Origin of the sequence: Thalassospira sp. (assembly GCF_040218635.1) — a bacterium.
Taxonomy (GTDB): domain Bacteria; phylum Pseudomonadota; class Alphaproteobacteria; order Rhodospirillales; family Thalassospiraceae; genus Thalassospira.
In genome coordinates, this window is the sequence record NZ_JAVJRB010000013.1 from 116,053 (window position 1) to 142,124 (window position 26,072).

The window sequence follows — 26,072 nt, forward strand, 5'->3', positions numbered from 1 at the left end:
CCTGTCACAACCGGGTTTGTGCCACGTCGTAGTGGCATGAACCCGATCATGCTCAAAACCCTGATGACACTTGCCGCCTCCAACAACAAAGCCGCACGCAGCGGATCGGTTGGCGAGGATGCACAACTTAAAAACCGAACGGTCCTGTATCCGGACGAGACGGTTGACCTGCCCGAATGGGGCATTGCGGGCCTGCCTGCGATGATCCTTGGCGCAGCGCCGCAAACCTGCCTGTTCGTCAGCGACCTCCGCACCGATAGTGCTGATGACGACAATAGCGACAGCGGCGACACTGACGAAGGCAGCGATGGCAATGCGGCCGATATCGCATCGTTCTCCCTTACCCTGAAATGCCCCCCGGATGCGCAAAGTAGTCTGAAATCACGCACCATTGTCTGGCAGCTATCCGCCCCCGTTTCTGGATATCGTGACATTCAAACAAGTGCCAATAGTGCCAGCGTGCGCGCGCCGGTGATCAAAACCCGCATGGTCCTGCATGGCGTTGATCGGGATGTTGATATCGGCCTGCTTGAAATGGCCGGACTGGAACAGCCGCTTTTAATCGGTCAGGACACCTTGGGCGATAAATTCCTGATCCGCCCGGATCGGCCCAAAACCGACAAAGCCCCGAAATCCCCCGCAGTCGACCTGACCCCGCCCTCGGACACCGAAAAAGCGGCACCAGAGGACAAGGCACCGACACAAAGTGCCGAGGATGCAAAACCAACGGATACCACTCAGCCAACGGCAACATCCGATGAGGCTGACCAGACCACACAACCCGATACAGCCAGTCCAACAGACGACAAACCCACCGCTGCCGACACAAGCGAAAACGAGCAAACTGCAACCACACCGTCAAGTCCCGTCGATGAAAAACAAGACCGTAATGACAACGCAGCCCAATCGGGCGCGATCACAACACCGGAACCTGCCACATCGGATGCACAGCCGAGCGTAAACACATCTGATCAGCCATCACCTGCAGATACGGCCAGCAACCAAGCGACAGCCCCCGACACAACGACGCCCGCAGCAGAAGCAACAACAACAGAAACAACGCCACCCCCTGCGAACACCGAAACAGCAAACCCAGAGGCCAAACCGGAAACGACACCAGCCACTTAACGGCCAGGCACCCAACTCCCTCCCGAAGACCTCCTGAAGCAACTGCGCCGCCCTATCCCCGGGGCGGCGCCTTTGTAGATGCTATTGGCTTTTCCGGCACACAGACTTGCTACGTCAGCGTTTTGCGATATCTCTAGGGTCAGGGCTTAGAACAGAATGTCCCTTGCAACAGGAAGGATGCAGCGCCGATGTCACCCAGCACGGATCTATCGTTATTGTCGCGGCGCGCGGTTCTAAAGGGCTGGCTTGCCGCGGGCTCCGCTGCTGCCATCGGAAGCACGATCCTGGCCCCGGTTGCACAGGGAAATGACGCCAAACTGCCCGCCACTCCCAATTGCGGAACCGACAGCGGTCCGACACGTTCAAGCACCGAAGGTCCGTTCTATAGCGACAATCCACCTGAAAAGCGTGATTTCCGCGCCGATGCCAACGGAACACCGATAACCCTGATCGGTTTTGTTCTAACCGCCAATTGCCTGCCGGTTGCCAATGCGATTGTCGATCTTTGGCATGCGAATGCGGATGGCGACTATGACAATCGCGGTTTCCGCCTGCGCGGTTATCAGAAGACTGATGCATTGGGCCGCTATTACTTTGAAACCATTCGCCCGGCCGAATATGGCGGTCGCACGCCCCACTACCACGTCAAGATTCATACACCGCCGAACAATACCTTGACCACCCAGCTTTACTTTCCCGATGAACCGCGCAATGAACGGGACTTCCTGTTCAATGACTCGCTTCTGATGAAAATCGAAAAAGCCAGTGACGGGGAAATTGGCCGGTTTGATTTTATTCTTTCCTGACAGCGCCTTGGCCAGCCCACCGCTTCACATACCTCCCCACCAAATCACGTCACTCATCGCCAAGCTTTGATCTGCCAACACTCGGCAGGTCAGGGGTTTTCATGTCCGGAAATCGCCATTTCACAGAAATTTATCCTTGAAATCTGGTATGCCTCGCATTAATGTTAACAAAGTTAACATAAGAAAAACGAGATGCGAGCTTATGGGGAAATACCATCACGGTGACGTCCGTAATGTGCTGCTGGAAAAAGCAGAAACCATCCTGACCAAGGAAGGCCCGACCGGCCTTTCGCTGCGCCGACTGGCACGCATGACCGGAGTGTCGGAAGCTGCACCCTATCGTCATTTTGACGGTAAGGATGGCATTTTAGCGGCAGTGGCGATTTCCGCCTTTGAACGCTTTGCCGAACAACTTGAAGCGGTCGCAGAGGCCATAGAAAGTCACGAAGAACGCATTATGAAGCTGGGGGCGGCTTATGTTGCCTTTGCGGTTGAACATCCTCAGCATTTTCGCCTTATCTTTGGCCGCGAACGCCCGCCACTTGATCAATACCCGGAATTACGCGATGCGGCTGATAACGCATTCGACGTGCTTCAACGCGCTGTGACCTCGGTTGATCGCAAAGCCGACATGACCCTGACCGAAGCCGCCACCGCCTATAACCGGGCCTTGGCCGCCTGGAGCCGCGCACACGGGATTGCGATGCTTGTGATTGATGGCATGATTGTGCCGCCTGCCGATCAGGATCTTGGAAGCTTTGTTCTTGGCCTTCTGGAAGAAGACCTGACAGCACCGACCGGGGCATAGGCCCTTAAACGGCTGCACTATTCTCCCCTCACCCAAATCTGCTTTCTTTCAGGCATCAACAGAACGGAACATCTGATGGAATATTTCACTGTTAAGTTCATTCACGTTCTTGGTGTCGTCCTTTTCCTGGGCAATATCATTGTATCCGCCGTCTGGAAAATGCAGGCCGACCGCACAAGAAATCCGGTGATTATCGCCTTTGCCTGTCGCTTGGTGAACATGACCGATTTGCTTTTTACGGCCTTCGGCTCGGCATTGATTGTGATTGGTGGCATTGGATTGTTTCATGCAACAGGCATTGCAATCTCCGATGCGCCGCATCTGACAATCGGCATCAGCCTGTTTGGCATGGCAGCAGTCCTTTGGATTACCGGATTGCTCCCGCTGCAGATTTATATGTCAAAACTTGCCGGAAGGGCCGTCAATGAAGGTGCAACCGGAATGCCGCAAAGCTATGAGAAATGCCGCAAGCTTTGGAACATTATCGGGATCACAGCGGTTCTCCTGCCGATGGGTGCGCTTTACTTCATGATCTATCGCTAGGGAATCGGACGTCCCTCAGACATATCGGCAAACGTTCCACCATGCGGAAAGACGTTTTATCTGATTGATCCCTATTTGGCAGGGCCCATAAGATGCCGCCAACTTAATTTAACCATACCTTGGGAGACGTCCTATGCTGACCATCAAACGCCTGTCGATTGACGATGCCTATATCCTGATTGAAGGCGCACGCAACCGTGCCAATGAAATCGGCATTCCCATGTGTATCGCCATCACCGATGAATCCGGGGTTTTGATTGCGTTTGAACGCATGGATGGCGGCAAGGTCACCAGCACGACGATCGCACAGGACAAATCCTTTACCGCATCAGGTGCGCGCAAAGCGACCCACGAATATGCCGCCGCCGCACAGCCGGGAAAACCGGCTTATGGCATTGATTCTGAAATTGGTGGTCGTCTTTCCATCGTTGCCGGTGGCCTTCCGGTCATGGTCGATGGCGACTGCGTTGGCGGCATCGGGGTCAGTTCCGGCACTCCGCCGCAGGATCAGGATTGCGCTCAGGCCGGGATTGATTTCTTCATGAAGAAAATCGGCAAGTAAGCCCTAAGTGGGATCGCGGAAATTGGCCAATAATCAGGCCGATTTCCGCCCACAGATCAGAAATTCAACATTGCCTTCTGGCCCGGTGATCGGGCTTTTGGTAATGCCCAAAACCTCCCATCCCGGCAAACTGCCAAGCCATTCAGAAATCGTGTCACAGACTTCCTGATGCAGTTCGGGCTCGCGCACGACACCTTTTTTACCAACCCGTTCCTTGCCGACTTCAAATTGCGGTTTGATCAATGCGATCACATGCCCGCCATCCTTCACCCGCGCCAAACTGGCCGGAAGGACGGTGCGAAGACCAATGAAGCTGGCATCACAGACAACGATATCAATCGGATCGGGAATATCTTCTTCAGTCAGATGCCGCGCATTAGTTTTTTCCATGACAATCACGCGATCATCATTGCGCAATTTCCAATCAAGCTGCCCCTGCCCGACATCAACGGCAAAGACCTTTGCCGCACCGTTTTGTAAAAGCACATCGGTAAAGCCGCCGGTTGATGCGCCAACATCAACGCCGACACATCCGGTGACATCAATTGCAAATTCGGCCAAGCCCTTTTCAAGCTTCAACCCGCCACGCGACACCCATGGATGGGGTTGCCCACGCAGGGTAATTGCAATGTCTTCTTTGCACTGCAATCCGGGCTTGTCCAGCCGCTGCTCGCCGCTAAAGACATTACCCGCCATGATGAAGGCCTGCGCCTTGGACCGGCTTTCCACCAATCCACGTTCCACAAGCAGCTGATCTAAACGTTTCTTTGCCATGACTGCGTTTTAGCGCACCATAGAAAAAAGGTCACGTGCTTTAGGATCGATTTTTGAAGGATAAATCAGCTCGCCAACGGCTCCAGATAGCCGCGCGGAACGATGGCGAGAAGATCATTAAGTGCCTCGCCCTGAACCGCGACATGCTGATGCATCAAGGTACCTGCAGTGTCGGCTTCGCCGTTTGCAATCGCACTCAGGATATCGGCGTGTTCATTGTTTGAACGCTTCACACGTCCCGGACGATGAAGCTGCAGGCGGCGATAAGGTGCAAGGCGGTTGCGGACGTTTTTGGTTTGACGTTCAAGGAAACTGTTGCGGCATCCGGCATAGATTGCTTCGTGGAAGCTTACATTCGCCTCGTAATAGGCATCCGCATCAGAATGTTCCTGAAGCGCACTGCATTCATTGGCCAGTGCAATCAGATTATCGATATCAACACGTGGCATCCGGCGGGCAGCAAGACGTGCGCACATGGCTTCAAGTTCCGCCATGACTTCGAACATCTCGATCAATTCACCCACCGTGATGGACGCAACAATGGTTCCGCGCCGTGGCATGGTTGCGACAAGTCCGGAACTGGCAAGTGTTTGCAGGGCTTCGCGCACGGGAGTCCGCGAAACTCCGAACCGTTCACTCAGCGAACGTTCGTCAAGCTTGTCCCCCGGTTTAAGAACACCGGTCACAATATCGCGTTCAAGTTTTTGCACCAAATCGGTGGCAAGCTTTCCAGTCTGCGCCATAAACGCCCTCATTTCGCATCCATTTACTGGTATACCAGAACACATTATCTGGTACTGATCAAAGCCTTTTCCTCGCTGCTTCGCACTGTTTTTGTATTGCACTGCAAAAGTTCAGTCGCAGTTTCTCAATATGTGTAGGCAAACACTGATGATACGTCTTGTGGCACTGCAAAACGCATTTCTGGTATACAAAATTGCATAGACAGCATGCCAGAAATCTGTAACGCTTCCATCCAATGCGAAAACCGCATCAATAAAAAGACGCGTAAAAGCTTTTAAATGTGCCTCTAAAACACATGCTTCATCCGGGAGGAAAAGATGAAGACTTTCAAGAAGACCCTTACGGCGTCCGTCGCCGCCATTACCATGTCTGTTGCTGCTTTTGGCATGTCTGTATCGGCACAAGCCGAAACACTGAAGCTGTCGCATCAGTGGTCAACCGGTGACATCCGTCACAAAGTTGCACAGATCGTTGCCGATGAAGTCAAGGCCGCCAATGTCGATCTGGAAATTCAGATTTTCCCGTCCGGTTCCCTGTTCAAGGCTAACGAACAATGGACTCCGATGGAACGTGGCCAGCTTGACATGATTGTCTATCCGCTGGCCTACGCAGGTGGTCGCATTCCGGCAACCAACCTGACCCTGATGCCGGCACTGGTCAAAAACCATGACCACGCAGAACGCCTGAACAATTCGCCTTTCATGGCGAAAATGGAAGACATCCTCAATGAAAACGGGGTGGTCACCATTGCCAAGGGCTGGCTGGCTGGCGGCTTTGCCTCGACCAAGGGCTGCATCCGCGTTCCCGAAGACGTAAAAGGCCTTCAGATCCGTGCTGCGGGTAAATCGTTTGAACAGATGCTCCAGGGTGCTGGTGCATCGATCGCTGCAATGCCAAGCTCGGAAATCTATCCGGCAATGCAGACCGGCGTTCTTGATGCCACCAATACCAGCTCGTCGAGCTTCGTTTCCTACCGCATCTATGAACAGGTCACATGCTACACCCCGGCCGGTGCAAACGCGCTGTGGTTCATGTATCAGCCTGTTCTGATGTCCAAGAAAACCTATGACGGCCTGAACGACGCCCAGAAAGCGGCCCTTGCCGCTGCTGCGAAAAAAGCCGAAGCCTTCTATTCCGAAGAAGGTCGTAAGGAAGATGAAACCAGTGTCACGGTCTTCAAGGATGCCGGTGTGGAAATCGCCGATCTGACCGATGCCGATTTCAAGGCATGGCAGGACATCGCCAAGCAGACGTCCTATGCCAAATTCGTCGAAGACACCCCGGGCGGTCAGGAACTGCTCGATATGGCTCTTTCTGTCGAATAATGGTCCTGTGGCGCCGGATGCATGCCGGCGCCACTCCTTTCACGCTTTTTTGCGACGACCTTGATCTTCAGGAGACCCAGCGTGGCGAACGCAGCTTTTCCCAACTCACTCCCGATCGACCTGCCCGATGACGTTACGTCCGCGCCGCGCGCCCGGTCGAACCATAACAGTTTCCCTCCGCCACCCGATGTGGAGCCGCTGCCTGAAAAAGCAGGCGACACCGGAAATGGTGCGCGCCCTGCCCCGATGCCTCCGCGTGGTCCGCTCGATCATGTGATCAATGTCGTGCATTTGCTGTCAAAAGCCAGTGGCATTACCGCAGCATCGATGTTCTTCATCGCCATGCTGTTGATCTGCCAGTTGGTCTTTATCCGCTACATTCTGAATTCCTCGACGGTCTGGCAGACCGAAGCCGTGATCTATCTGATGATTGGCGGTACCCTGATCGGCCTGCCATACGTGCAGTTGCTACGCGGGCATGTGAATGTCGATCTGCTGCCGATGTATCTGAAACAAGGTCCGCGCAAGATTCTGGCCGTTGCAACCTTGCTGTGTGGCATCGCCATTAGTGGCATGTTCACCTTTTACGGCATGGAATTGGTCATTGAAGCCTATCAGGGTGGCTGGAAGTCACCGACCATCTGGGCCCCCGAACTGTGGAAGCCCTATCTGATGCTTCCTGTCGGCTTTGGCCTTTTGTTCCTGCAATTTCTCGCCGATCTGATGTGCCTTCTGACCAACCGGTCGAAAGCCTTCCATATCGAAGATAACCCGTTTTAAGGAGCCGGTGCAATGGATCCGCTTTCTCTCGCCGCGCTCGTTGGCATTGTCACCACCCTGATTCTGTTTTCCGGTATTCCGGTCGGCATTGGTCTTTTGATGGTCGGTGTCGGTTTCATCTGGATTTTCGATGGCGCAGGTGCTTTGCCGCTGCTGCCGGAAATCCTGTTTTCCAAACTTGAAAGTTTCGAAGTTCTTGCGATCCCGATGTTCATCCTGATGGGTGCGGTTGTGGCATCGTCGCGTGCTGGCGGCGATCTGTATTCCGTGCTGGATCGCTGGTTGACGCGTGTGCCGGGGGGATTGGTGATTTCCAACCTGGGGGCATGCGCAATCTTTTCCGCCTTGTCCGGATCGTCACCGGCAACCTGTGCGGCAATCGGCAAGATGGGCATTCCGGCCATGCGCGAACGCGGCTTCCCGAGTTCCGTTGCAGCCGGTTCCATCGCAGCTGGCGGCACGCTTGGCATCCTGATCCCGCCCAGCGTCACCATGATCGTTTACGGTATCTCGACCGACACCTCGATCGGACGTCTGTTCCTTGCCGGTCTGCTGCCCGGCCTGATGTTGACGGTGCTGTTCATGGCCTGGTCGCTGTATTCGACCTGGCGTCAGGGAAATGCATCGGTTGCACTGGCTTCTGTTTCCTATAGCTGGAAGGAAAAGTTTGAAATCCTTCCGCGTGTCCTGCCCTTCATCGTCATTATCTGTGCGGTCCTGTTTGCCCTGTATGGCGGGGTTGCAACACCGTCGGAGACCGCAGGTGTCGGTGCCCTGTTCTGCCTGATTGTCGCGATGATCATTTACCGCATGTGGCAGCCCAGCAAGCTTTGGCATATCATGCGCGATACGACCAAGGAATCGGTGATGATCCTTTTGATCATCGGTGCGGCTGGCCTGTTCAGTTACATGCTGTCATCTTTGTTCATCACCCAGTCAATCGCACAATGGATCACCGCCCTTGAAGTCAATCGCTGGGTCCTGATGGGCTTTATCAACGTGTTCCTGCTGATCAGCGGCTTCTTCCTGCCGCCGGTTGCCGTGATCCTGATGAGTGCGCCGATCCTGCTTCCGGTGATCATCAATGCCGGATTTGACCCGTACTGGTTTGCCGTGATCCTGACGATCAATATGGAAATCGGTCTGATCACACCGCCGGTCGGATTGAACCTGTATGTGATTAACGGGATTGCGCCTGACATCCGCCTGCAGACGATCCTGAAAGGTGCGATGCCCTATGTGATGTGCATGGTGGTTGCCATTATCGTTCTTTGCTTCTTCCCGCAAATCGCGACCTGGCTTCCTGAAACGGTTATTGGAGGACGCTAATGTCAGGCATTTCTGTCAGAAGCTGGATTTCAAGTATTGCCGACCGTGGTCGGGAACTCCTTGATCTCCCAATTTCCACCCCGCAGGAACCCTTCACGCAACTGGTTGCCATGTGCAAAGACCTTGTTTCGCAAAAGGGCGAAGCAAGGGGCACGGCAGTCGCCCGTGAAGTGGTCCGCCTTTGGGAAAACCTGCCGGAAAAGGATCATCTTCGCTTCTTCCAGATGATCCAGAATGACTTTAGCGCAAACCGCGCGACCGTCATCAAGGCAGCCGAAGCATTCGCCAAAGACCCGTCAGAACCCAATCTGGCGGTCCTGACCCACGCTTCCGAACCTGTGCGTCAGGAACTGTTGCGCCGGATCAATATGGCCCCGAACGGGACGCGGGCGATTGTCGATATGCGCGAAACACTGGTTGGTCTTTTGAAAACCAATCGTGATCTTGAACCATTGAATGCCGATATGCAGCATCTGCTGACCAGTTGGTTTAACCGTGGTTTCCTCGAACTTCGCCATATTGACTGGGATACATCCGCCGCCATTCTTGAAAAACTGATCCGCTACGAAGCCGTTCATGAAATTCAGGGCTGGGATGATTTGCGTCGCCGTCTGGCAACGGATCGGAAATGCTTTGCCTTCTTCCATCCGGCCATTCCCGATGATCCGCTGATCTTTGTTGAAGTCGCATTGGTGCATGGTTTGGCGGACAGTGTTCAGGCCCTCCTTGCACCGGAAATTGATGAAAAAGCACCAAAGACAGCCAAGACCGCAATTTTCTATTCCATCAGCAACTGTCAGGCCGGGCTTAAGGGGATTTCATTTGGCAACTTCCTGATCAAACAGGTTGTCGAAGAACTCAAACGCGAATTCCCGCAGCTTAAAGAGTTCGCCACCCTGTCTCCGATCCCGGGCTTTATGGGCTGGTTGCGCACACGTCAGAAAAGCAAGGCCGATGACGCCGATCTTGCGGGCGAAGTTCTTGAAGGACTGAGCAACGAAGATTGGATCAACGATCCGGAAAAGGTCGAAGCCCTGCGCAAGCCGACGGTTGCCTTGTGTGCCACCTATCTTGCGACATGTAAGCGCGGCAAATCGCCACTTGATCCCACCGCACGGTTCCATCTTGGCAATGGTGCGCAGCTTGAACGGCTGAACTGGTTGGGTGACACATCGGACAAAGGTCTGCGCCAAGCCGGTGGCATGATGGTCAATTATGCCTACCACCTTGACTATATTGAGAAAAATCACGAAGCGCTGATGAATGACGGAAAGATTGCAACATCGAAATCCGTCGCACAGCTTGCCGGTATTTAAGTAGGTATGACCATGTCAGATAATCTTTTTCAAACTTTTCTGGACCGGTTCCCGGCCGATAAATCCGAGACGTTCCTTATTGAACGTGATGGTACCGAACGTAGTTTTGACTGGCTTTTGGACCGCACAGGCCGCTATGCCGCGGTTCTTGCATCGCACGGCGTGATTAAAGGCGACCGGGTTGCCGCACAGGTCGACAAATCATCCGATGTGATTGCGCTTTATCTTGCCTGCCTGCAAGTGGGCGCGGCGCACTTGCCGCTCAATACCGGTTATACCGGTGATGAAATCGGTTATTTCCTTGGGGATGCCGCACCGCGCGTTTTTGTCTGCCGTGCTGCCAACATTGATGCAGCCTTGGAACTGGGTCGTCAGAACAATGTCGGCGCCGTCCTGTCGCTTGGCACCAACGGGGATGGCAGCCTGAACGATCAGGCTGCGTCGATTGCGCCAATGGTTGATGTGGTTGCCGCCGACAAAGACGACGTAGCAGCGATCCTTTATACGTCAGGCACGACCGGCCGTTCCAAGGGCGCGATGCTGACCCACAACAATCTGGCGTCCAATGCCAAAACATTGCATGCGTCATGGGGTTTCAAACCCGGTGACACATTGCTGCATGCATTACCGCTGTTTCACACGCATGGGCTGTTTGTTGCGATCAACATCATGCTGATGAATGCTGGCAAGGTGATCTTGCTGCCAAAATTTGATGCCGATGATGTGATTGAACGTTTGCCACAGGCAACGGTTCTGATGGGGGTTCCGACCTTCTATACCCGTCTGCTGTCGCATCCCGGTTTCACCAGGGATGTTAGCGCTAACATGCGGTTGTTCGTTTCGGGCTCCGCCCCGCTTCTGGCCGAAACCCATGATGCGTTCTTTGAACGGACCGGCCATAAGATCCTTGAACGTTACGGCATGACCGAAACCTGCATGAACACATCCAACCCCTATGATGGTGAACGCCGCCCGGGTGCGGTTGGCCCGACCCTTCCGGGGATTGAAGCCCGCGTGTGTGACAAGGACGGCAACGTTCTTGGGGCTGGCGAAATCGGTGTGCTTGAAGTCCGTGGCCCGAACGTCTTTAAAGGCTATTGGCAGATGCCGGAAAAAACCGCATCGGAATTCCGCAATGACGGGTTCTTTATCACAGGCGATCTCGCAACCATCGGGCAAGACGGGTATGTCACCATTGTTGGCCGTGACAAGGATCTGATCATTTCAGGTGGCTTTAACGTCTATCCAAAAGAAGTTGAAGAAGTCATTGGCGAATACGACGAAGTTCAGGAAGTCGCGATCTTTGGCCTGCCACATCCCGACTTTGGCGAAGCCGTTGCCGGTGTGATCGTGGCGACAAACGGTGATCAGACCGATACCGATGCACTGATCAAAAGAACCCAGGACAAACTGGCAAAATTCAAGGTTCCCAAACGCATCTGGGTGATCAAGGAATTGCCGCGCAATACCATGGGTAAAATCCAGAAGGCCGAACTGCGCAAGCTTTATGCCGATACGTTTACCTCCCCTGCTGCATGACGAGATGTAGTTGATCTCCCGCTGCCTTGCTGGCAGCACCCACGGGGTCTTTGGACCCAACCTTCCGGTCAGAGCCGATCTGACCGGATTTTTTTTGCCTGATGCGTGGCCTCCAAAACCATTCCATCGCCTTGCTGCTTCCCGTTGCTCTTTGCCCCTTGCCCATTGCAATCGCACCGGAACCAGACCATTTTTGCCAAGGTTGGCCAAATGGCTATTTCGAAATGCATATAACGTGAATGAACGGGACAGATATGGATAACGCGTCTGATCAAAGGGTCGCTTTTGTAACCGGGGCGGCACAGGGCCTGGGCCTTGGCATATCAAAGCATCTTCTTGATCTTGGCTGGCGTGTGGCCCTGTTTGATCTTGATGAAGACGCCGGGGGCGAAGCCATAAAGTCGCTTTCCGATGCACAGCAGGACCGCGCGCTATTCTTGTTTGGCGATGTGTCGAATGAGGCCTCCGTCAAACTTGCCATACAGCAAACCGTTGATCGCTTTGGCCGGATTGATGGTCTTGTCAATAATGCCGGTATTGCCGATCCGCATTCAGGCAGCATTGAACAACTTGAATGGGATCAGTGGCAGCACGTGATCAATGTCAATCTGGGCGGGGTGTTCCTTGCGACCAAGCACGCAACCCAGCATTTGCGCCAGACCAAGGGTGCGATTGTCAACATCACCTCGACCCGCGCATTTCAATCAGAACCCGATACAGAATCCTATGCCGCGTCCAAGGGCGGGATTGTTGCCCTGACCCACGCACTGGCAGTCAGTCTTTCCGGGGCAATACGGGTGAATGCCATCGCACCGGGCTGGATCGAAGTCGGTGACTGGCAAAAATCCGCAAACCAAACAGATCCCAAACACAGCGACATCGATAAATCACAGCACCCGGTCGGGCGCATCGGCACACCAAACGACATCGCACAGGCCGTAAGCTTCCTGCTTGATCCGGCAATGTCGGGCTTCATGACCGGCGAAACCATCTGCATTGATGGCGGCATGACACATAAAATGATTTACGTTGATTAGGCCACTACTGCTGTTGGCAATATTGCGCAGCCCTAACCCGGACAAACAAAAACAGCGCAGATGAACCATCTGCGCTGTTTAACTTCCAAGGCCGTCAAATCTACAAGCAATCAGGCTTACGCCCGCGCCTTGCTTTCTGAAATACCCAACGCCCCAAGCGCTATTTTGACAATCGCCTTGGCATCAAGACCGGCTTTTTCATACTGAATTTCCGGCTTGTCATGATCCATCAACATATCCGGCAAAGCCATGGTACGGATTTTAAGCCCGTTATCCAAAAGCCCCTGCCCGGCCATATGTTGGAGAACCATCGCGCCGAAACCGTTGATTGATCCTTCTTCGATGGTGATCAGAACTTCGTGGTTGCGCGCAAGATCGGCAATCAGTTCATGATCAAGCGGCTTGGCAAAACGCGCATCGGCAACCGTTGCCGGAAGCCCACGTGCCGCAAGGTCTTCTGCCGCCAAAAGGGCCTCGGCCAGACGTGTACCATAGGACAGAATGGCGATCTTGCCACCTTCACGCAGAATACGACCCTTACCGATTTCAAGGACTTTGCCCTCACTCGGCATTTCGACGCCAACACCTTCACCGCGCGGATAACGGAACGCGCTGGGGCGATCATCAATCGCCCACGCCGTGGTGGTCATATGCACCAGTTCGGCTTCATCGGCGGCCGCCATCAAAACAAAATTCGGAAGACAGCCAAGGAAGGCAATGTCATAGGCCCCGGCATGGGTCGCACCATCAGCACCCACCAGACCTGCACGGTCCATGGCAAAACGCACCGGTAGGTTCTGAATGGCGACGTCATGGACAACCTGATCATACCCGCGCTGCAGGAAGGTCGAATAGAGCGTGCAGAACGGCTTGTATCCTTCACACGCCATACCGGCCGCAAAGGTCACCGCATGCTGTTCGGCAATCCCGACATCAAAGGCACGGTCGGGGAAATGATCGGCAAAGATGTTTACACCGGTCCCTGATGGCATCGCAGCCGTGATCGCGGTGACTTTTTCGTCTTTTTCCGCCAGCTTGACCAACGTTTCGCCGTACACCTTGGTGTAGCTTGGCGCATTCGGGGTCGGCTTGGCCTGTTTGCCGGTGACGACATCAAATTTGGCAACGCCGTGATATTTATCCGCGGCATTTTCAGCCGGACCATACCCCTTGCCCTTTTGCGTTACCGCATGGATCAGGATCGGGCCATCAACATCGGCATCACGGACGTTTTTAAGAACCGGCAACAAATGATCCATGTTGTGACCATCAATCGGCCCGACATAGAAGAAGCCCATTTCTTCAAACAGCGTCCCGCCCGTGACCATGCCTCGGGTATATTCTTCAAGTTTCCTTGCAGCCTCTTCGATCTGGCGCGGCAGATGTTTGGTCAGCCCCTTGGCCGCATTGCGCAAACCCTGATAGCCCTTACCGGAAATCAAACGCGACAAATACCCCGACATGGAGCCCACTGGCGGGGCAATCGACATATCGTTGTCATTCAGGATCACAATCAAACGCTGATCGGTGGCCGCGGCATTGTTCATGGCCTCATAGGCCATGCCCGCACTCATCGACCCGTCGCCGATCACGGCAATGACGTTTTTGCGTTTACCATTCGCAAGCTGGTTGGCAACCGCCATGCCAAGTCCGGCCGAGATCGAGGTCGAACTATGTCCCGCACCAAACGGGTCATATTCAGACTCACTGCGTTTGGTGAAACCCGAAAGCCCGCCACCCTGCCGGATGGTGCGCATACGATCGCGACGCCCGGTCAGGATTTTATGGGGATAGCATTGATGCCCGACATCCCAGATCAAACGATCAGACGGGGTATCAAACAGGTAATGGATCGCAACTGTCAGTTCGACAACACCAAGCCCCGCACCCAAATGGCCACCCGTGACAGATACGGCATCAATCACCTCGGCGCGCAGTTCATCTGCCACCTGCTTCATCTGGGCAGGCTGCAATTTGCGCAGCTCGTCAGGGGTGTTAATCATATCGAGTAACGGGGTATTGGAGGTCGCAGTCATATCGATCTCAATTTTCAATTTTTTATAGGACTTTGATGACAACAGGGTGACGTTTCCAAGTCCATGTTGCAAGCAGCGTAAAATAGCGGGGTTCAATCGATTTAGCGACCCTGAATTTCACCTGTTTTTACGCGATCAAGGAAACGATGGATGACCTGCTCGACCGTGCGGTGAATCACTTCCCGCTCCTGACCGAAATCCCGGCATAAATACCCGAAATTCTCTGCAATATATGGGGTACATTTTGGCAAAAATGAATAATGCCCTGCCCCCTTGATCCGAACGAATTTTGCCCGCCCGTGCAACAGTTTGCGAAAATGCGCGGCATTTACATGGTCATGCAGGATTTCGTCTGTGTCTGCCTCGACAAACAGCATGGGCACATCAATAGTACCCAGCCCCTCATCGGTTGCCGCCACGCCAAATGCCGGTGTAATGGCAATGATCGCGGCAATCCGGTCATCGCGTTCGGAAATCACCGGCCCGCCATAAGTCTGATGTAACTGATCAATGTGATGATCTGATGGCGAAAACTGGCAAATTACCTTGTCGGTGTCGGCGTTGACTGCGCAATAGCTTTGCCAGGCTTGGGCATCAAAATCCCATCCGGCCATTTTAAGAACCGTCGCCCCGCCTGCGGAATGCCCCAGCGCATAGATTTTATCTTGGTCAATCTGATCGGCGATTTCGCCGTGATCCAACAGCAAATCAAGCGCAAGCCGCATTTCACGCGGGCGACGTTCAATGATCGTCAATTGCCGTGCATCGGATGCATCAAGGTAATTGTCACCGGCATGCTGTGGGGCCGCAACGATATAGCCCCGCCGTGCCAGATATTCCGCCAGCCAGAACTGATTGAACCGATGGCCTTCGGACCCGTGTGAAAACATCACGATTGGAAATGGACCTTCCCCCCCGGCAAACGGCGCATTGCGTGCGGCACTGGATGCCACGCCCATATGCCGTACAGAGCTTTCAGGCTCCGTTGCCGGATACCAGATCGCTAAGGGAAACGGGTCCTTGTCAAACAGCCGGTCGCGAAAACCGGCTGTGTATTTTGGCTGTTCAGTCATTGTCGGGCGCTTTGACTGTGAGGATGATGAGCTTATCGGCCGCGTTCGACAACAAAACGTGCAACGGCACGAAGCGGCTCTGCCTCGTTATCAAAACAGCCAAGATGATTGATCGCCTGATCACATAGCATTGCCGCCTGATCACGGGCCTGATCCAGTCCCAGCAGTTTAACAAACGTTGATTTATCCTGATCAACATCCTTGCCTGCCGTCTTGCCAAGTTCTTCGGAACTGGCTTCGACATCGAGCAAATCATCCTTGATCTGGAACGCCAACCCCATGTCATGGGCATAGGATCGCAGCGCCATGCGAATACTTTTGGGTGCTTTGCCCAAAATCGCACCTGCTTCACAGGCAAAGGCAAACATCCGACCGGTTTTAAGCAGGTGCAAATGGGTCACCTGTGCCTGATCAAATGACTGGCCTTCGCCCGCCAGATCGATCATCTGCCCGCCAACCATGCCATGCGGGCCAGCCGCCCGGGCAAGGGCGCGCACAAGATCAGTACAAACGCGCGGATCAGGATGGGTGTCTTCATCAGCCAGCACTTCGAAGGCTTGCGTTAGAAGCGCATCACCGGCCAGAATCGCCGTCGCCTCGTCAAACTGCTTATGGCAGCTTGGCTTGCCGCGACGCAGATCATCATCATCCATCGCGGGCAGATCATCATGGATCAGCGAATAGCTATGGACCATTTCAACGGCTGCTGCAACGCGCAGTGCGGATCGGCGCGACACTTTGAAAAGTCCCGCCGAACTTAACACCAAGAACGGGCGCAGTCGTTTGCCATCGCCAAGCGTGGAATAGCGCATCGCCTGATACAGGCGTTGCTCAATCTGGCCATTGGCACGTGGTAAAATATCGTCGAGTGTCTCGCCAAGATCAGCAGACGCAGCACTCAGTCCGGCAAGCAGGTCGTAACTCACCACGGTCTCCGCAAGTTAACAGGCCAAAGCCCTATTCGATTTCAGTCGGCGTTGCTGCCGGGCGGCCATCCGCATTCAGGGTAATTTTTTCAATGCGCTCTTCAGCCACGCGCAGCTTGTCTGCACAATGACGTTTCAGTGCGGCACCACGTTCATAGGATGCAATCGCATCATCAAGCCCAACCTGCCCCTGTTCAAGCTGACGGACAAGGGTTTCAAGTTGCCCCAATGCCTCTTCAAAGCTGAGTTTTGCAATATCGTCGGGGATGGCAGAAGATGAAGTAGCCTCGGACATGTAAGCTCCATTTCATTGAATGGCGCGGAGTTTACGCGCAAGTCCCGATCAGGGCAACCAGACAGAGCGGAATTCCTTACTCTGAAACAATCTTTATTCTGCCCCAACCTTCTGAAAACAAACTGCTCCGCTTTCATTTGCCGGTCGTTAGGGACAGGACCTAGCACGTCATAAGCGTACGCACGTGATGCAACACACTGTTGGCCAAAGACGGTAAGTCATATCCCCCTTCAAGAAGCGACACCACCCGGCCTTCACAGTGCTGATCGGCCAAGGCCATCAATTGCTGTGTCATCCAGACGAAATCTTCTGTTTCAAACGATAATCCGGCCAACGGATCGCATCGATGGGCATCAAATCCGGCCGAAATTATCAAAAGTTCCGGCTTGAACGCGGCGATTCCCGGCAGAACAGTCTGGGTGAAGACGTCTTGTAGCTCAGCCGTCCCTGACCCTGCGACCAGCCCGATATTAAGGATGTTATTGGCACATCCCCGTTCGGCTTCCGCGCCCGTGCCGGGATAAAGCGGCCATTGATGCGTCGAACAATAAAAAAGGTCGGGATCGTTATAAAAAAGATCCTGCGTCCCGTTACCGTGATGAACGTCAAAATCCATCACGGCGATCCGTTTCAGCCCGTGGCGGGCGCGGGCATGATGGGCGGCGACGGCCGCATTGTTAAACAGGCAAAATCCCATCGCACGGTCATATTCCGCATGATGGCCCGGTGGGCGTGTGGCGACAAAGGCATTGCGTTCATGGCCATCGATCACTGCATCAACCGCAACACAGGCCCCGCCCGCCGCACGTAATGCTGCCTTTCCCGATTTGGGCGAAACATATGTATCGCCATCAAGGGCAGTAATCCCGTGATCCGGAATGGCATCCATGACTTTGTCGACATAGGCCGGATCATGGACCTTTTTGATCAAATCAATATCGGCCAAGGGGGCTTCTTCGCGATGAAGAAACATGAATTCTTCGGCCTCCAAAACGCGCTGGATCACGCGCAACCGATCGGCACATTCCGGGTGGCCGGGACCGGTATCATGTTCAACGCAATCGTGATGGGTCACGAACAATGTCGCCATTTATCTGGGCCGCCTTCCTGATATCACCAAAGCAATCTGGTTTATGTGCCGTGCACTTCTTTGAATGCTTTTTCATTTTAAACACACCATAAGGCATGCCGCTTTGTTCTAAATCATCACATCAAACAGGGATGCTGCAAGTGCTTTGGCGGGAATTTTGAAAATCTCTGTAAGGTGTAAATTACCAATTGCTGTGACGAGTTGCACAGTTTTACCGTTTTTTCAGTGTTATGTATTAGCAATCAGTCAACTTACCGCGCAACAGCATGGCAAGCAGGCTTGATCATATTTTGCCCTTAATTTGGCGTAAAATTACCTTTAAACCCTGCAATTAGTTGGGGTACTTACAAACTCGAAACTACCGGATAACTTCCGGTATTTGGACGAAAACCCGGCAACCAACGTGGAATTTCAACCAGATCACGGCTCATTTGGACCAGTCGCTTGCAAAGACTATACTTGACAGAAGCGGCATATACTTGAGAATAGCATATCTACCCGGCCATCAGAGTTCGGGAGTTTCAAGAGCCACAACCTTTCAGGTTGTATGAAGGATGGAATTCCCGCTGCGAGATCATTATTTCTTGAAATGGGATCAAACAGCACATGTCGGATTTTCATTGGGACAATGGCCGTACGCGGTCAGGCTTAATAAGGAAGCCAAATGGAACTTAACCATTTAGAACAAAAGGCCCCGCAGGCGAGCACCCTGTTAAAGGCCATGAGCAATCAGAGCAGACTGCTAATTCTTTGCCAACTTATCGAAGGCGAAAAGTCCGTTGGCCAACTCGAACGCATTGTCGGGCTGAGCCAGTCTGCCCTTTCGCAGCATCTTGCACGCCTGCGTCGTGACAAACTTGTCAAAACGCGCCGCGAAGCACAGACCATCTATTATTCGTTGCATGGTGATCAGGCATTGTGTGTCATCAAGACACTTTATGCGCTGTATTGCCAGTCCACCAACGAAGCCGCTGCTGCGTAAATCATCAGGGTATTTTCCCCACAAAAAAAGCCTGCCATCCGTGGCAGGCTTTTTTTGTGGTTAAATCGCGGCCCCGACCGTTCGTCAGGATAATGATCCTATGAACCGCATTCCGGTTGCGGCAACAAGGAAACCTTATCAAGGGTCCCCAGAACTTCGAACTCGCCATAGTCAAAGCGCATGCTATGCGCGACACCATTGGCCCCGAAATCAACCGCCATTTCGGTGGACGGACCATTTTCCGCCTCGCCAATCGGATAAAACGCCAAACTCATGCGATGAAATTGCGTCGATGCGATCTTGTCAGGGTCATCCGCAGACGTCGCCGCATCCTTTGCTCCCGAAATCACCGCCGCAATGCGATTGGTCGGCGTTTCGCCACTGCCATCAAACACCAGATCATTGGCAAACTTCTCGCCCGCCTGCGCACGTTTTAGCAACATGGTGGAATGCTGGGTCGGGAACATTGTATCGGCGGGAAGTTCTTCGACCACTTCGACCGGGATTTCATAGGTCACCGTTACACCATCGTCGTTTCGAACAGCCGATCCGACAATCTCGTCAACTTTGGTGCCATCAAGATAATCACGCATGCGGAAACGGTATTGCGATCCGGCGAAGTCTTCCCATTGGGTCATGGAATAGGCCGAATTGATCGCAGTTCCCTCGGCACCTTGCAAGATCATGATCTGCTGCATTTCCGTAACCCAGCCATCGCACATCTTCTCAAAGCGATAGCCAAGAACCCCGGATGCATCAACAATCGAGCTGCCCTGCTCGGCATTGACCATTTTAAAATGATATTCCCCGACATGCGGGACCATCACATCATCAATGCTTGAAACATTGCCTGCCTGCGCGGCGCAACCACCCAGACCCAAACACAAGATCAGCGTTCCCCCAAAGGAACGCCGACCGACTTCAATCTTCTGAAACAAAACCGACAACATCACTCTCCGGTGGCGGCAACTCCGACAATCCAGGGATCCTTGATCCCCTTTTTGGCAGCAAGAAGGCGTAGATCATGTGCATGTTGGGCCGAAAGCGGACCAACCGCAACCCGAAGATACGCTTGTCCGGCAACCTTTGCATCCAAAAGGCGCGGTTGGTATTCCTCATAAAGTGCTAGCGCCTTGTGTGCGCGCACCTGATTAGAAAAACTTGCCAGCACGACATAATCACCCGGAAGCGGGGTGCTCAAAACATCCCCGGCCAATCCATCACCATCGGCTTTAACGTCAACCGGGGCGACGATGCGATCAACATCGTCGGTCATCACTGTCGCATCAACCAATGCCGCAGTAACCGTTTCGGGCTGTTTTTTCGGGGCAATCTCGGCGTCCGGGACATAGCCCGCAATCGCAGCATCCGCTTCGCCCTGTGGATCGGGAACGTTGCTGACCTCGGCGCCATAAGCACCAAGGTCTTCTGCGCCAAATTGTTCGGTCGCAGCAGCAACTTCAACAGGTTTAGCCTCGGCAACCGGTGCGCGTGGCGGTAAATCGGTTTTCACGACAACCTTTGACGCACCATTTTCCGGACGCGACCAGTTTTCAGCCGGTGCGTTCACCGCATAAATCTCAGGACGGGCAGCACGAATTTCTTTTTTGATTTCCGGTGCGCCCAAGTCGGCCAATGCGGCTGGTTCTTCCGCAAGGATCAAATCGTCATCCTTGCAGATATCTTCGTCCATAAACGGGCGGTGTAAGGCACAGTCCTGTTCTGCGACGAAGGAAACAGCATGATCGGTTGTGCTTTTGCCTGTCGTGACATAGCTGATCAAATCACCTGCCAGTTTTGCAACCGTAAGCTCAATCGGCCCACCGCACGCGCCAAGGGCCAAAGGTGCCAGCACAACAAGTATCTTTTTCACAAGGCCTTCCCCCGAAGGATAAATTTTATGTTCTCCAAGGCACTGTGCGGCAACGGCGGTTAATATTAGGTAAGCATCAGGGCCTGAACCCGAACAAAAGAAAACGGCCCGATAAAAACCGGGCCGTTTGTCTCTTTATTGGCTGTGACCAGATGGCCAAAGTCAAAATCAGTCTTTTTTCGCTTTTGGCGGCAGCTGCACCCGCAGGTGCAATTCTTTAAGCTGCTTGTCTTCGACGAATGCCGGGGCATTCATCATCAAATCTTGTGCCTGCTGGTTCAGCGGGAAGGCAATGACTTCGCGAATGTTTGGCTCATCGGCCAGCAACATGACGATACGGTCAACACCCGGGGCCGAACCACCGTGCGGCGGGGCGCCGAATTTGAACGCGTTGAGCATGCCACCAAACTGTTCTTCGACCACTTCCTTGCCATAACCGGCAATTTCAAACGCACGGTACATGATGTCCGGACGGTGGTTACGAATGGCACCTGACGACAGTTCGATACCGTTACAAACGATGTCATACTGCCATGCTTTGATATCAAGCGGGTTCATGTTTTCCAGTGCGTCGAGGCCACCTTGCGGCATCGAGAACGGGTTATGGCTGAACTCGATCTTGCCGTCGTCGTCTTCCTCGAACATCGGGAAATCAACGATCCAGCAGAATTTGAACATGCCGTCTTCGCGCAATTCAAGTTCGTCACAGACCTTGTCACGGACTTTACCGGCAAATTTGGCTGCTGCCAGTTCCTTGTCACAGACAAAGAACACGGCATCGCCATCGGCAACACCGGTGAGTTCCTTGATCTGTGCGATACGGTCTGCATCAAGGTTTTTGGCAATCGGGCCTTTTGCTTCGCCGCCTTCGGCAAAGACGATATAACCAAGACCAGCCGCACCTTCATCGCGCGCCCATGAATTAAGCTTGTCAAAGAAGCTGCGCGGACGATTGGCCGCCCCCGTTGCCGGGATGGCGCGCACGACCGAACCTTTTTCGATGTTCGATGCAAAGATGCCAAAGCTTGAACCACGGAACGGCTCGGTAACGTCCGAAATGATCAGCGGGTTGCGCAGATCAGGCTTGTCCGACCCGTATTTCGCCATCGATTCATCAAACGGAATACGCGGGAACGGGAATGGCGTGACATCACGACCACCGCCAAACTCGACAAAGATGTCATGCAGAACCGGTTCGATCGCGGCAAAGACGTCTTCCTGAGTGGCAAAAGCCATCTCGAAATCAAGCTGATAAAACTCGCCCGGTGAACGGTCCGCACGCGCATCTTCATCACGGAAGCACGGTGCGATCTGGAAGTATTTATCGAACCCTGAAACCATCAGCAGCTGTTTGAACTGCTGCGGTGCCTGTGGCAGCGCATAAAACTTGCCCGGATGGGTGCGCGACGGCACCAGGAAGTCACGCGCACCTTCTGGCGAACTTGCCGTCAGGATCGGTGTCTGAATTTCAAGGAAGCCCTGTGCGGTCATTTTCTGGCGCATTGCCGAAATGACGTTCGAACGCAGAACGATGTTTGAATGCACACTTTCGCGACGCAGATCAAGGTAACGGTGACGCAGGCGAACTTCTTCACCATATTCAACATCGCCAAAGACCGGCATCGGCAGAACCTCTGCCGAAGACTGAACTTCGATGTTTGATGCGTAAACTTCGATCTCGCCGGTCGGCAGATTCGGGTTGATGGTTTCCGCAGTACGTTTGACAATCTTGCCATCAACCGTGATCACGCTTTCAGCGCGCGCTTTATCAAGCGTTTCAAACAGCGGGCTGGAGATGTCGATGACGACCTGGGTGATGCCGTAATGGTCGCGCAGGTCAACGAACAGAAGGTTGCCGTGGTCACGTTTACGGTGAATCCAGCCAGACAGGCGTACTTCCGCATCAGCGTCAGTCGCGCGGAGCGCATTACAATTGTGTGAGCGATAAGGATGCATTGTCATTCCAGGTTGCTTTATATTTTGGGCCGTAAATTTGGCCGCAAAGGTGCATGCCAGACCCGCGCTGTCAAACAAAAAACGCACCACAACATCCGCGCCAAGCTTAAATCCCGGCGTTCCGTTGTAATGTGTTTTTGGCCAGCATAACGCGGCGTCCAAAATTTCAGCGGTATAAAACGCTTATGGGGGCTTCTCGTCAAGTGCCCGTCGCGCGAAAGATCAAATCATTCTGCGCCGATTTTAACGGCCTGCAGATCCTTGACCTTGGTAAACCTGATCAGGCGGCCGGTCTGAAATGCGATATCCGTCCAGTTTTCCACATCAAATTCAAAATGTGCCAAACCACAGGTCGGATATTTGCGCCCCATCACTTCAAGGGCCTCTTGATCACCGCTACCAAATAACTTCCGGGCAAAATTCTCGATCCCGGGATTATGCCCGATGATCATGACGGATTTTGCATCTTCATGGGTGTGATGAAGACTATCAAGATGGACCGCCTCGCTAGCCATATAAAGGTCCTGGCTATAGATCACATCGGCATGGCTGGCAAAATCACGCCCTAACAGGCCAAGTGTCTGAACCGCACGTGCGGCGGTCGAGCACCAGACAAGGTCTGGAACCAATGCATGTTGGCGCAAGAACCGCCCCATAAACGGGGCTGCTTTTTCACCACGGCGGTTAAGTTCGCGGTCATGGTCTGCTCGTCCGGGGTCGGACCAGCTTGATTTGGCGTGCCTGAGTAACAGCAGCGTCTTCATGTCTTCGTTTCTTTACAGTCGCGAATGATGATCAAACGGTGTTCTTCCATGCCATATCATGGGCTTGGACGCCATCAGAAAAACTGACATATAAATTTAAGAAAATTGCACCCACACAACCAGTTATCCTATACTCCATTCGCAACCGGGAACTGTCGCATAAATTCAAAGACATTCCCTCAATCCGCAGGAGGCATAGCGTGACACACGCCGCCGCAGTTCAATCAAGCGCGATCACCATCGATCACGAAAGCCGCTTTATCAACCGCGAACTTTCATGGTTGGCTTTTAACAATCGCGTTCTTGAAGAAGCCCAGAACAAGGGGCACCCGCTGCTTGAAAGACTGCGTTTTCTGTCGATTTCAGCCAGCAATCTTGATGAATTTTATATGGTGCGTGTCGCCGGTTTGATCGGACAGCTGCGGGCCGGCATGTCCAAGGTCAGCCAGGATGGCATGAGCCCGTCCGAGCAGCTCCGCGCCATTACCTTCGATGCCAACCAGTTGATGCAGGATCAGCAACGTGTCTGGCGTCAACTCAGCAGCGAAATGGAACAAAAGGGTATCTCGGTCATTGATCAATCCGATCTGACCCAGACGGATCGCAAATGGCTTGATGGTTATTTCTTACGCGAAATCTTCCCGACCTTGACCCCGCTTGCGATTGATCCATCCCATCCCTTCCCGTTCATTCCCAACCTTGGCTTTGCCATTGTGATGCAGCTGTTTGATCCGGCTGATGGTCACAATATGCGCGGTCTGATCCCGGTTCCGCAAAAAATCGGGCGCTTCTTGCGCCTTCCGGGCCGCAATGAACGCTATCTTCCGGTCGAACAGGCCATCTTGCTGTATCTTGGCAAACTGTTCCCGGGCTTTGATATGATCGAACATGGCTTCTTCCGCGTCATCCGGGACTCGGATGTGGAGATCGAAGAAGAAGCCGAAGATCTGGTGCGCGTTTTCAAAACCGCCCTGAAACGCCGTCGCCGTGGCAACATCATCCGGCTTAAAATCAACGCCGCAATGCCCGAAGACCTTCTGGACTTCGTGATTGACGAACTTAATGTCGCACGCGAAGAAGTCGTCAAGGTTGATGGTCTTTTGGGCGTTGTTGACGTCAAACAGCTTATTGACGCGGATTTGCACCACGACTTGCTGTTTGCCCCCTATGCCGCGCGCTATCCCGAACGGGTCCGTGATTTTGGCGGCGATTGCTTTGCGGCGATCGGTAAAAAGGATCTGGTGGTTCACCATCCGTTTGAAGATTTCGACGTGGTGGTGCAGTTCCTGCTTCAGGCCGCACGGGACCCCGATGTCGTGACCATCAAACAAACGCTTTACCGAACATCGGAAAACAGCCCGATCGTCAAAGCCCTGATTGCCGCGGCAGAAGCCGGGAAATCAGTCACCGCGATGGTCGAACTTAAAGCCCGCTTTGACGAAGAAGCCAACCTGCGCTGGGCGGCTGATCTTGAACGTGCCGGCTGTCAGGTGGTTTACGGCTTCCTTGACTGGAAAACCCACGCCAAAGTATCGCTGGTAGTTCGCCGCGAAACCCACGGGCTTCGGACTTATGTCCATTTCGGCACCGGCAACTATCACCCGATCACCGCGAAATTCTATACCGATATTTCGTTCTTCTCGTGCGATCCGGCCTTAGGGCGTGATGCAGGCAGCATCTTTAACTTCATGACCGGCTATGCCACGCCAAGATCGCTGGAAAAAATCGCCATCGCCCCGCATACCATGCGCCCGACCATCCTGACCCATATTGATCAGGAAATCGAAAACTGCAAGGCAGGCAAACCATCGGGCATTTGGGCCAAGATGAACAGTCTGGTCGATCCGGTGGTGATTGATGCGCTCTATCGCGCAAGTCAGGCCGGTGTTCACATCGAACTGGTTATTCGCGGTATCTGTTGTTTGCGTCCGGGGGTTCCGGGACTATCGGAAAACATTCGCGTCAAATCGATTGTCGGCCGGTTCCTTGAACATTCGCGGATTGTTGCCTTTGCCAATGGTGCGAAACTGCCATCGCGCAAAGCCAAGGCGTTTATTTCATCTGCCGACTGGATGCCACGCAATTTGAACCGCCGTGTCGAAACCCTTGTTCCGGTTGAAAATCCGACCTGTCAGCGCCAGATTGTTGAACAGATCATGATTGCAAACCTGAAAGATACAGCGCAGGCTTGGATTCTTCAGCCGGATGGTTCGTATGAGCGGTGCGAAGCAGATGAAAACGCCTTTTCATCGCACAAATACTTTATGACCAACCCTTCCTTGTCAGGCCGCGGAAGCGCCCTGAACGAAGAGGACCCGAATGTCCCGGTTCTGCAACTTGATGACTAATATCAACAAGATGCAGGCAGACGACCAACAGGTGCCAT

General features: G+C 53.5%; 24 protein-coding genes. 13 read left to right on the plus strand and 11 right to left on the minus strand.

Annotated elements, in window-relative coordinates; genetic code table 11:
- Window positions 1-48: 48 nt before the first annotated feature.
- From RIC05_RS19715 to RIC05_RS19735, 5 genes are all read left to right on the plus strand, one after another.
- Window positions 49-1,128 carry a RodZ family helix-turn-helix domain-containing protein gene (locus tag RIC05_RS19715; RefSeq protein WP_350047111.1) on the plus strand — a complete coding sequence of 360 codons (1,080 nt, stop codon included), beginning with the start codon at window positions 49-51 and terminating at the stop codon, window positions 1,126-1,128.
- A 188-nt stretch (window positions 1,129-1,316) separates the two neighbouring features.
- Entirely contained in the window at window positions 1,317-1,934 is a 618-nt protein-coding gene (locus RIC05_RS19720) for a dioxygenase family protein (protein WP_350047112.1), read from the plus strand.
- A gap of 202 nt (window positions 1,935-2,136) precedes the next feature.
- On the plus strand, window positions 2,137-2,742 hold the full coding sequence (locus RIC05_RS19725; RefSeq protein WP_350047113.1) for a TetR/AcrR family transcriptional regulator: 606 nt from the start codon (window positions 2,137-2,139) through the stop codon (window positions 2,740-2,742).
- Window positions 2,743-2,817: 75 nt separating this feature from the next.
- Window positions 2,818-3,285, plus strand: coding sequence for a DUF2269 family protein (locus tag RIC05_RS19730; protein ID WP_350047114.1), 468 nt, complete (start codon window positions 2,818-2,820; stop codon window positions 3,283-3,285).
- 133 nt (window positions 3,286-3,418) lie between these two features.
- Window positions 3,419-3,847 carry a GlcG/HbpS family heme-binding protein gene (locus RIC05_RS19735; protein ID WP_350047115.1) on the plus strand — a complete coding sequence of 143 codons (429 nt, stop codon included), beginning with the start codon at window positions 3,419-3,421 and terminating at the stop codon, window positions 3,845-3,847.
- 33 nt (window positions 3,848-3,880) lie between these two features.
- Here RIC05_RS19735 and RIC05_RS19740 read toward each other — a convergent pair whose 3' ends face one another.
- Window positions 3,881-4,621 (minus strand): TlyA family RNA methyltransferase, encoded by a 741-nt coding sequence (locus RIC05_RS19740; protein WP_350047116.1) that lies wholly within the window; start codon window positions 4,619-4,621, stop codon window positions 3,881-3,883.
- Window positions 4,622-4,686: 65 nt separating this feature from the next.
- A complete protein-coding gene (locus RIC05_RS19745) occupies window positions 4,687-5,364 on the minus strand; it encodes a GntR family transcriptional regulator (RefSeq protein WP_350043902.1) in 678 nt (225 codons plus the stop codon).
- A 318-nt stretch (window positions 5,365-5,682) separates the two neighbouring features.
- On the opposite strand from RIC05_RS19745, the gene dctP reads away from it, so the two are divergent.
- The 6 genes from dctP (at window position 5,683) to RIC05_RS19775 (ending at window position 12,691) form a co-directional block, all read left to right on the plus strand.
- A complete protein-coding gene (gene dctP, locus RIC05_RS19750; RefSeq protein WP_350047117.1) occupies window positions 5,683-6,690 on the plus strand; it encodes a TRAP transporter substrate-binding protein DctP in 1,008 nt (335 codons plus the stop codon).
- Between the two features lie 81 nt (window positions 6,691-6,771).
- Complete coding sequence (locus RIC05_RS19755; RefSeq protein WP_350047118.1) at window positions 6,772-7,470, plus strand: TRAP transporter small permease; 699 nt, start codon at window positions 6,772-6,774, stop codon at window positions 7,468-7,470.
- A gap of 12 nt (window positions 7,471-7,482) precedes the next feature.
- The gene (locus tag RIC05_RS19760) at window positions 7,483-8,799 is read left to right on the plus strand and encodes a TRAP transporter large permease (protein WP_350047119.1); all 1,317 of its coding nucleotides are present in this window, start codon (window positions 7,483-7,485) and stop codon (window positions 8,797-8,799) included.
- Entirely contained in the window at window positions 8,799-10,115 is a 1,317-nt protein-coding gene (locus tag RIC05_RS19765) for a malonyl-CoA decarboxylase (RefSeq protein ID WP_350043906.1), read from the plus strand. Before RIC05_RS19760 ends, RIC05_RS19765 begins: the two co-directional genes overlap by 1 nt.
- 12 nt (window positions 10,116-10,127) lie before the next feature.
- A complete protein-coding gene (locus RIC05_RS19770; RefSeq protein ID WP_350047120.1) occupies window positions 10,128-11,654 on the plus strand; it encodes a malonate--CoA ligase in 1,527 nt (508 codons plus the stop codon).
- 254 nt (window positions 11,655-11,908) lie between these two features.
- The gene (locus RIC05_RS19775) at window positions 11,909-12,691 is read left to right on the plus strand and encodes an SDR family oxidoreductase (protein ID WP_350047121.1); all 783 of its coding nucleotides are present in this window, start codon (window positions 11,909-11,911) and stop codon (window positions 12,689-12,691) included.
- A gap of 116 nt (window positions 12,692-12,807) precedes the next feature.
- Here the strand turns inward: RIC05_RS19775 and dxs are convergent, their stop codons facing one another.
- The 5 genes from dxs to RIC05_RS19800 form a co-directional block, all read right to left on the minus strand.
- Complete coding sequence (dxs, locus tag RIC05_RS19780) at window positions 12,808-14,727, minus strand: 1-deoxy-D-xylulose-5-phosphate synthase (protein ID WP_350047122.1); 1,920 nt, start codon at window positions 14,725-14,727, stop codon at window positions 12,808-12,810.
- 101 nt (window positions 14,728-14,828) lie between these two features.
- Window positions 14,829-15,800, minus strand: coding sequence for an alpha/beta hydrolase family protein (locus RIC05_RS19785; protein ID WP_350047123.1), 972 nt, complete (start codon window positions 15,798-15,800; stop codon window positions 14,829-14,831).
- Window positions 15,801-15,832: 32 nt separating this feature from the next.
- Window positions 15,833-16,729 (minus strand): polyprenyl synthetase family protein, encoded by an 897-nt coding sequence (locus RIC05_RS19790; protein ID WP_350047124.1) that lies wholly within the window; start codon window positions 16,727-16,729, stop codon window positions 15,833-15,835.
- A gap of 28 nt (window positions 16,730-16,757) precedes the next feature.
- The gene (locus RIC05_RS19795; protein ID WP_350043912.1) at window positions 16,758-17,021 is read right to left on the minus strand and encodes an exodeoxyribonuclease VII small subunit; all 264 of its coding nucleotides are present in this window, start codon (window positions 17,019-17,021) and stop codon (window positions 16,758-16,760) included.
- A gap of 160 nt (window positions 17,022-17,181) precedes the next feature.
- On the minus strand, window positions 17,182-18,111 hold the full coding sequence (locus tag RIC05_RS19800; protein ID WP_350047125.1) for a histone deacetylase family protein: 930 nt from the start codon (window positions 18,109-18,111) through the stop codon (window positions 17,182-17,184).
- A gap of 664 nt (window positions 18,112-18,775) precedes the next feature.
- On the opposite strand from RIC05_RS19800, the gene RIC05_RS19805 reads away from it, so the two are divergent.
- Entirely contained in the window at window positions 18,776-19,093 is a 318-nt protein-coding gene (locus RIC05_RS19805) for an ArsR/SmtB family transcription factor (RefSeq protein WP_350043914.1), read from the plus strand.
- Window positions 19,094-19,191: 98 nt separating this feature from the next.
- On the opposite strand, the gene RIC05_RS19810 is transcribed toward RIC05_RS19805, so the two are convergent.
- The 4 genes from RIC05_RS19810 to RIC05_RS19825 form a co-directional block, all read right to left on the minus strand.
- Window positions 19,192-20,043 carry an EipB family protein gene (locus RIC05_RS19810; protein ID WP_350047126.1) on the minus strand — a complete coding sequence of 284 codons (852 nt, stop codon included), beginning with the start codon at window positions 20,041-20,043 and terminating at the stop codon, window positions 19,192-19,194.
- Entirely contained in the window at window positions 20,043-20,966 is a 924-nt protein-coding gene (locus tag RIC05_RS19815; protein WP_350047127.1) for an SPOR domain-containing protein, read from the minus strand. Before RIC05_RS19815 ends, RIC05_RS19810 begins: the two co-directional genes overlap by 1 nt.
- Window positions 20,967-21,134: 168 nt before the next feature.
- Window positions 21,135-22,922 (minus strand): aspartate--tRNA ligase, encoded by a 1,788-nt coding sequence (gene aspS / locus RIC05_RS19820; protein WP_350047216.1) that lies wholly within the window; start codon window positions 22,920-22,922, stop codon window positions 21,135-21,137.
- Between the two features lie 227 nt (window positions 22,923-23,149).
- The gene (locus tag RIC05_RS19825) at window positions 23,150-23,686 is read right to left on the minus strand and encodes a SixA phosphatase family protein (protein WP_350047128.1); all 537 of its coding nucleotides are present in this window, start codon (window positions 23,684-23,686) and stop codon (window positions 23,150-23,152) included.
- A gap of 200 nt (window positions 23,687-23,886) precedes the next feature.
- Between RIC05_RS19825 and RIC05_RS19830 the strand changes: the two genes are divergently transcribed.
- Window positions 23,887-26,034, plus strand: coding sequence for an RNA degradosome polyphosphate kinase (locus RIC05_RS19830; protein WP_350043918.1), 2,148 nt, complete (start codon window positions 23,887-23,889; stop codon window positions 26,032-26,034).
- Window positions 26,035-26,072 lie beyond the last annotated feature (38 nt).

What these genes read in the sequence shown, in the direction of transcription:
- RIC05_RS19725 (WP_350047113.1), top strand. Translation starts at nt 2,137, where the DNA reads ATGGGGAAATACCATCACGGTGACGTCCGTAATGTGCTGCTGGAAAAA.
- dctP (WP_350047117.1), top strand. Translation starts at nt 5,683, where the DNA reads ATGAAGACTTTCAAGAAGACCCTTACGGCGTCCGTCGCCGCCATTACC.
- RIC05_RS19735 (WP_350047115.1), top strand. Translation starts at nt 3,419, where the DNA reads ATGCTGACCATCAAACGCCTGTCGATTGACGATGCCTATATCCTGATT.
- RIC05_RS19825 (WP_350047128.1), bottom strand. Translation starts at nt 23,686, where the DNA reads ATGAAGACGCTGCTGTTACTCAGGCACGCCAAATCAAGCTGGTCCGAC.
- RIC05_RS19805 (WP_350043914.1), top strand. Translation starts at nt 18,776, where the DNA reads ATGGAACTTAACCATTTAGAACAAAAGGCCCCGCAGGCGAGCACCCTG.
- RIC05_RS19795 (WP_350043912.1), bottom strand. Translation starts at nt 17,021, where the DNA reads ATGTCCGAGGCTACTTCATCTTCTGCCATCCCCGACGATATTGCAAAA.
- dxs (WP_350047122.1), bottom strand. Translation starts at nt 14,727, where the DNA reads ATGACTGCGACCTCCAATACCCCGTTACTCGATATGATTAACACCCCT.
- RIC05_RS19730 (WP_350047114.1), top strand. Translation starts at nt 2,818, where the DNA reads ATGGAATATTTCACTGTTAAGTTCATTCACGTTCTTGGTGTCGTCCTT.
- RIC05_RS19770 (WP_350047120.1), top strand. Translation starts at nt 10,128, where the DNA reads ATGTCAGATAATCTTTTTCAAACTTTTCTGGACCGGTTCCCGGCCGAT.
- RIC05_RS19810 (WP_350047126.1), bottom strand. Translation starts at nt 20,043, where the DNA reads ATGTTGTCGGTTTTGTTTCAGAAGATTGAAGTCGGTCGGCGTTCCTTT.
- RIC05_RS19765 (WP_350043906.1), top strand. Translation starts at nt 8,799, where the DNA reads ATGTCAGGCATTTCTGTCAGAAGCTGGATTTCAAGTATTGCCGACCGT.
- RIC05_RS19720 (WP_350047112.1), top strand. Translation starts at nt 1,317, where the DNA reads ATGTCACCCAGCACGGATCTATCGTTATTGTCGCGGCGCGCGGTTCTA.
- RIC05_RS19760 (WP_350047119.1), top strand. Translation starts at nt 7,483, where the DNA reads ATGGATCCGCTTTCTCTCGCCGCGCTCGTTGGCATTGTCACCACCCTG.
- RIC05_RS19775 (WP_350047121.1), top strand. Translation starts at nt 11,909, where the DNA reads ATGGATAACGCGTCTGATCAAAGGGTCGCTTTTGTAACCGGGGCGGCA.
- RIC05_RS19785 (WP_350047123.1), bottom strand. Translation starts at nt 15,800, where the DNA reads ATGACTGAACAGCCAAAATACACAGCCGGTTTTCGCGACCGGCTGTTT.
- RIC05_RS19715 (WP_350047111.1), top strand. Translation starts at nt 49, where the DNA reads ATGCTCAAAACCCTGATGACACTTGCCGCCTCCAACAACAAAGCCGCA.
- RIC05_RS19800 (WP_350047125.1), bottom strand. Translation starts at nt 18,111, where the DNA reads ATGGCGACATTGTTCGTGACCCATCACGATTGCGTTGAACATGATACC.
- aspS (WP_350047216.1), bottom strand. Translation starts at nt 22,922, where the DNA reads ATGCATCCTTATCGCTCACACAATTGTAATGCGCTCCGCGCGACTGAC.
- RIC05_RS19740 (WP_350047116.1), bottom strand. Translation starts at nt 4,621, where the DNA reads ATGGCAAAGAAACGTTTAGATCAGCTGCTTGTGGAACGTGGATTGGTG.
- RIC05_RS19745 (WP_350043902.1), bottom strand. Translation starts at nt 5,364, where the DNA reads ATGGCGCAGACTGGAAAGCTTGCCACCGATTTGGTGCAAAAACTTGAA.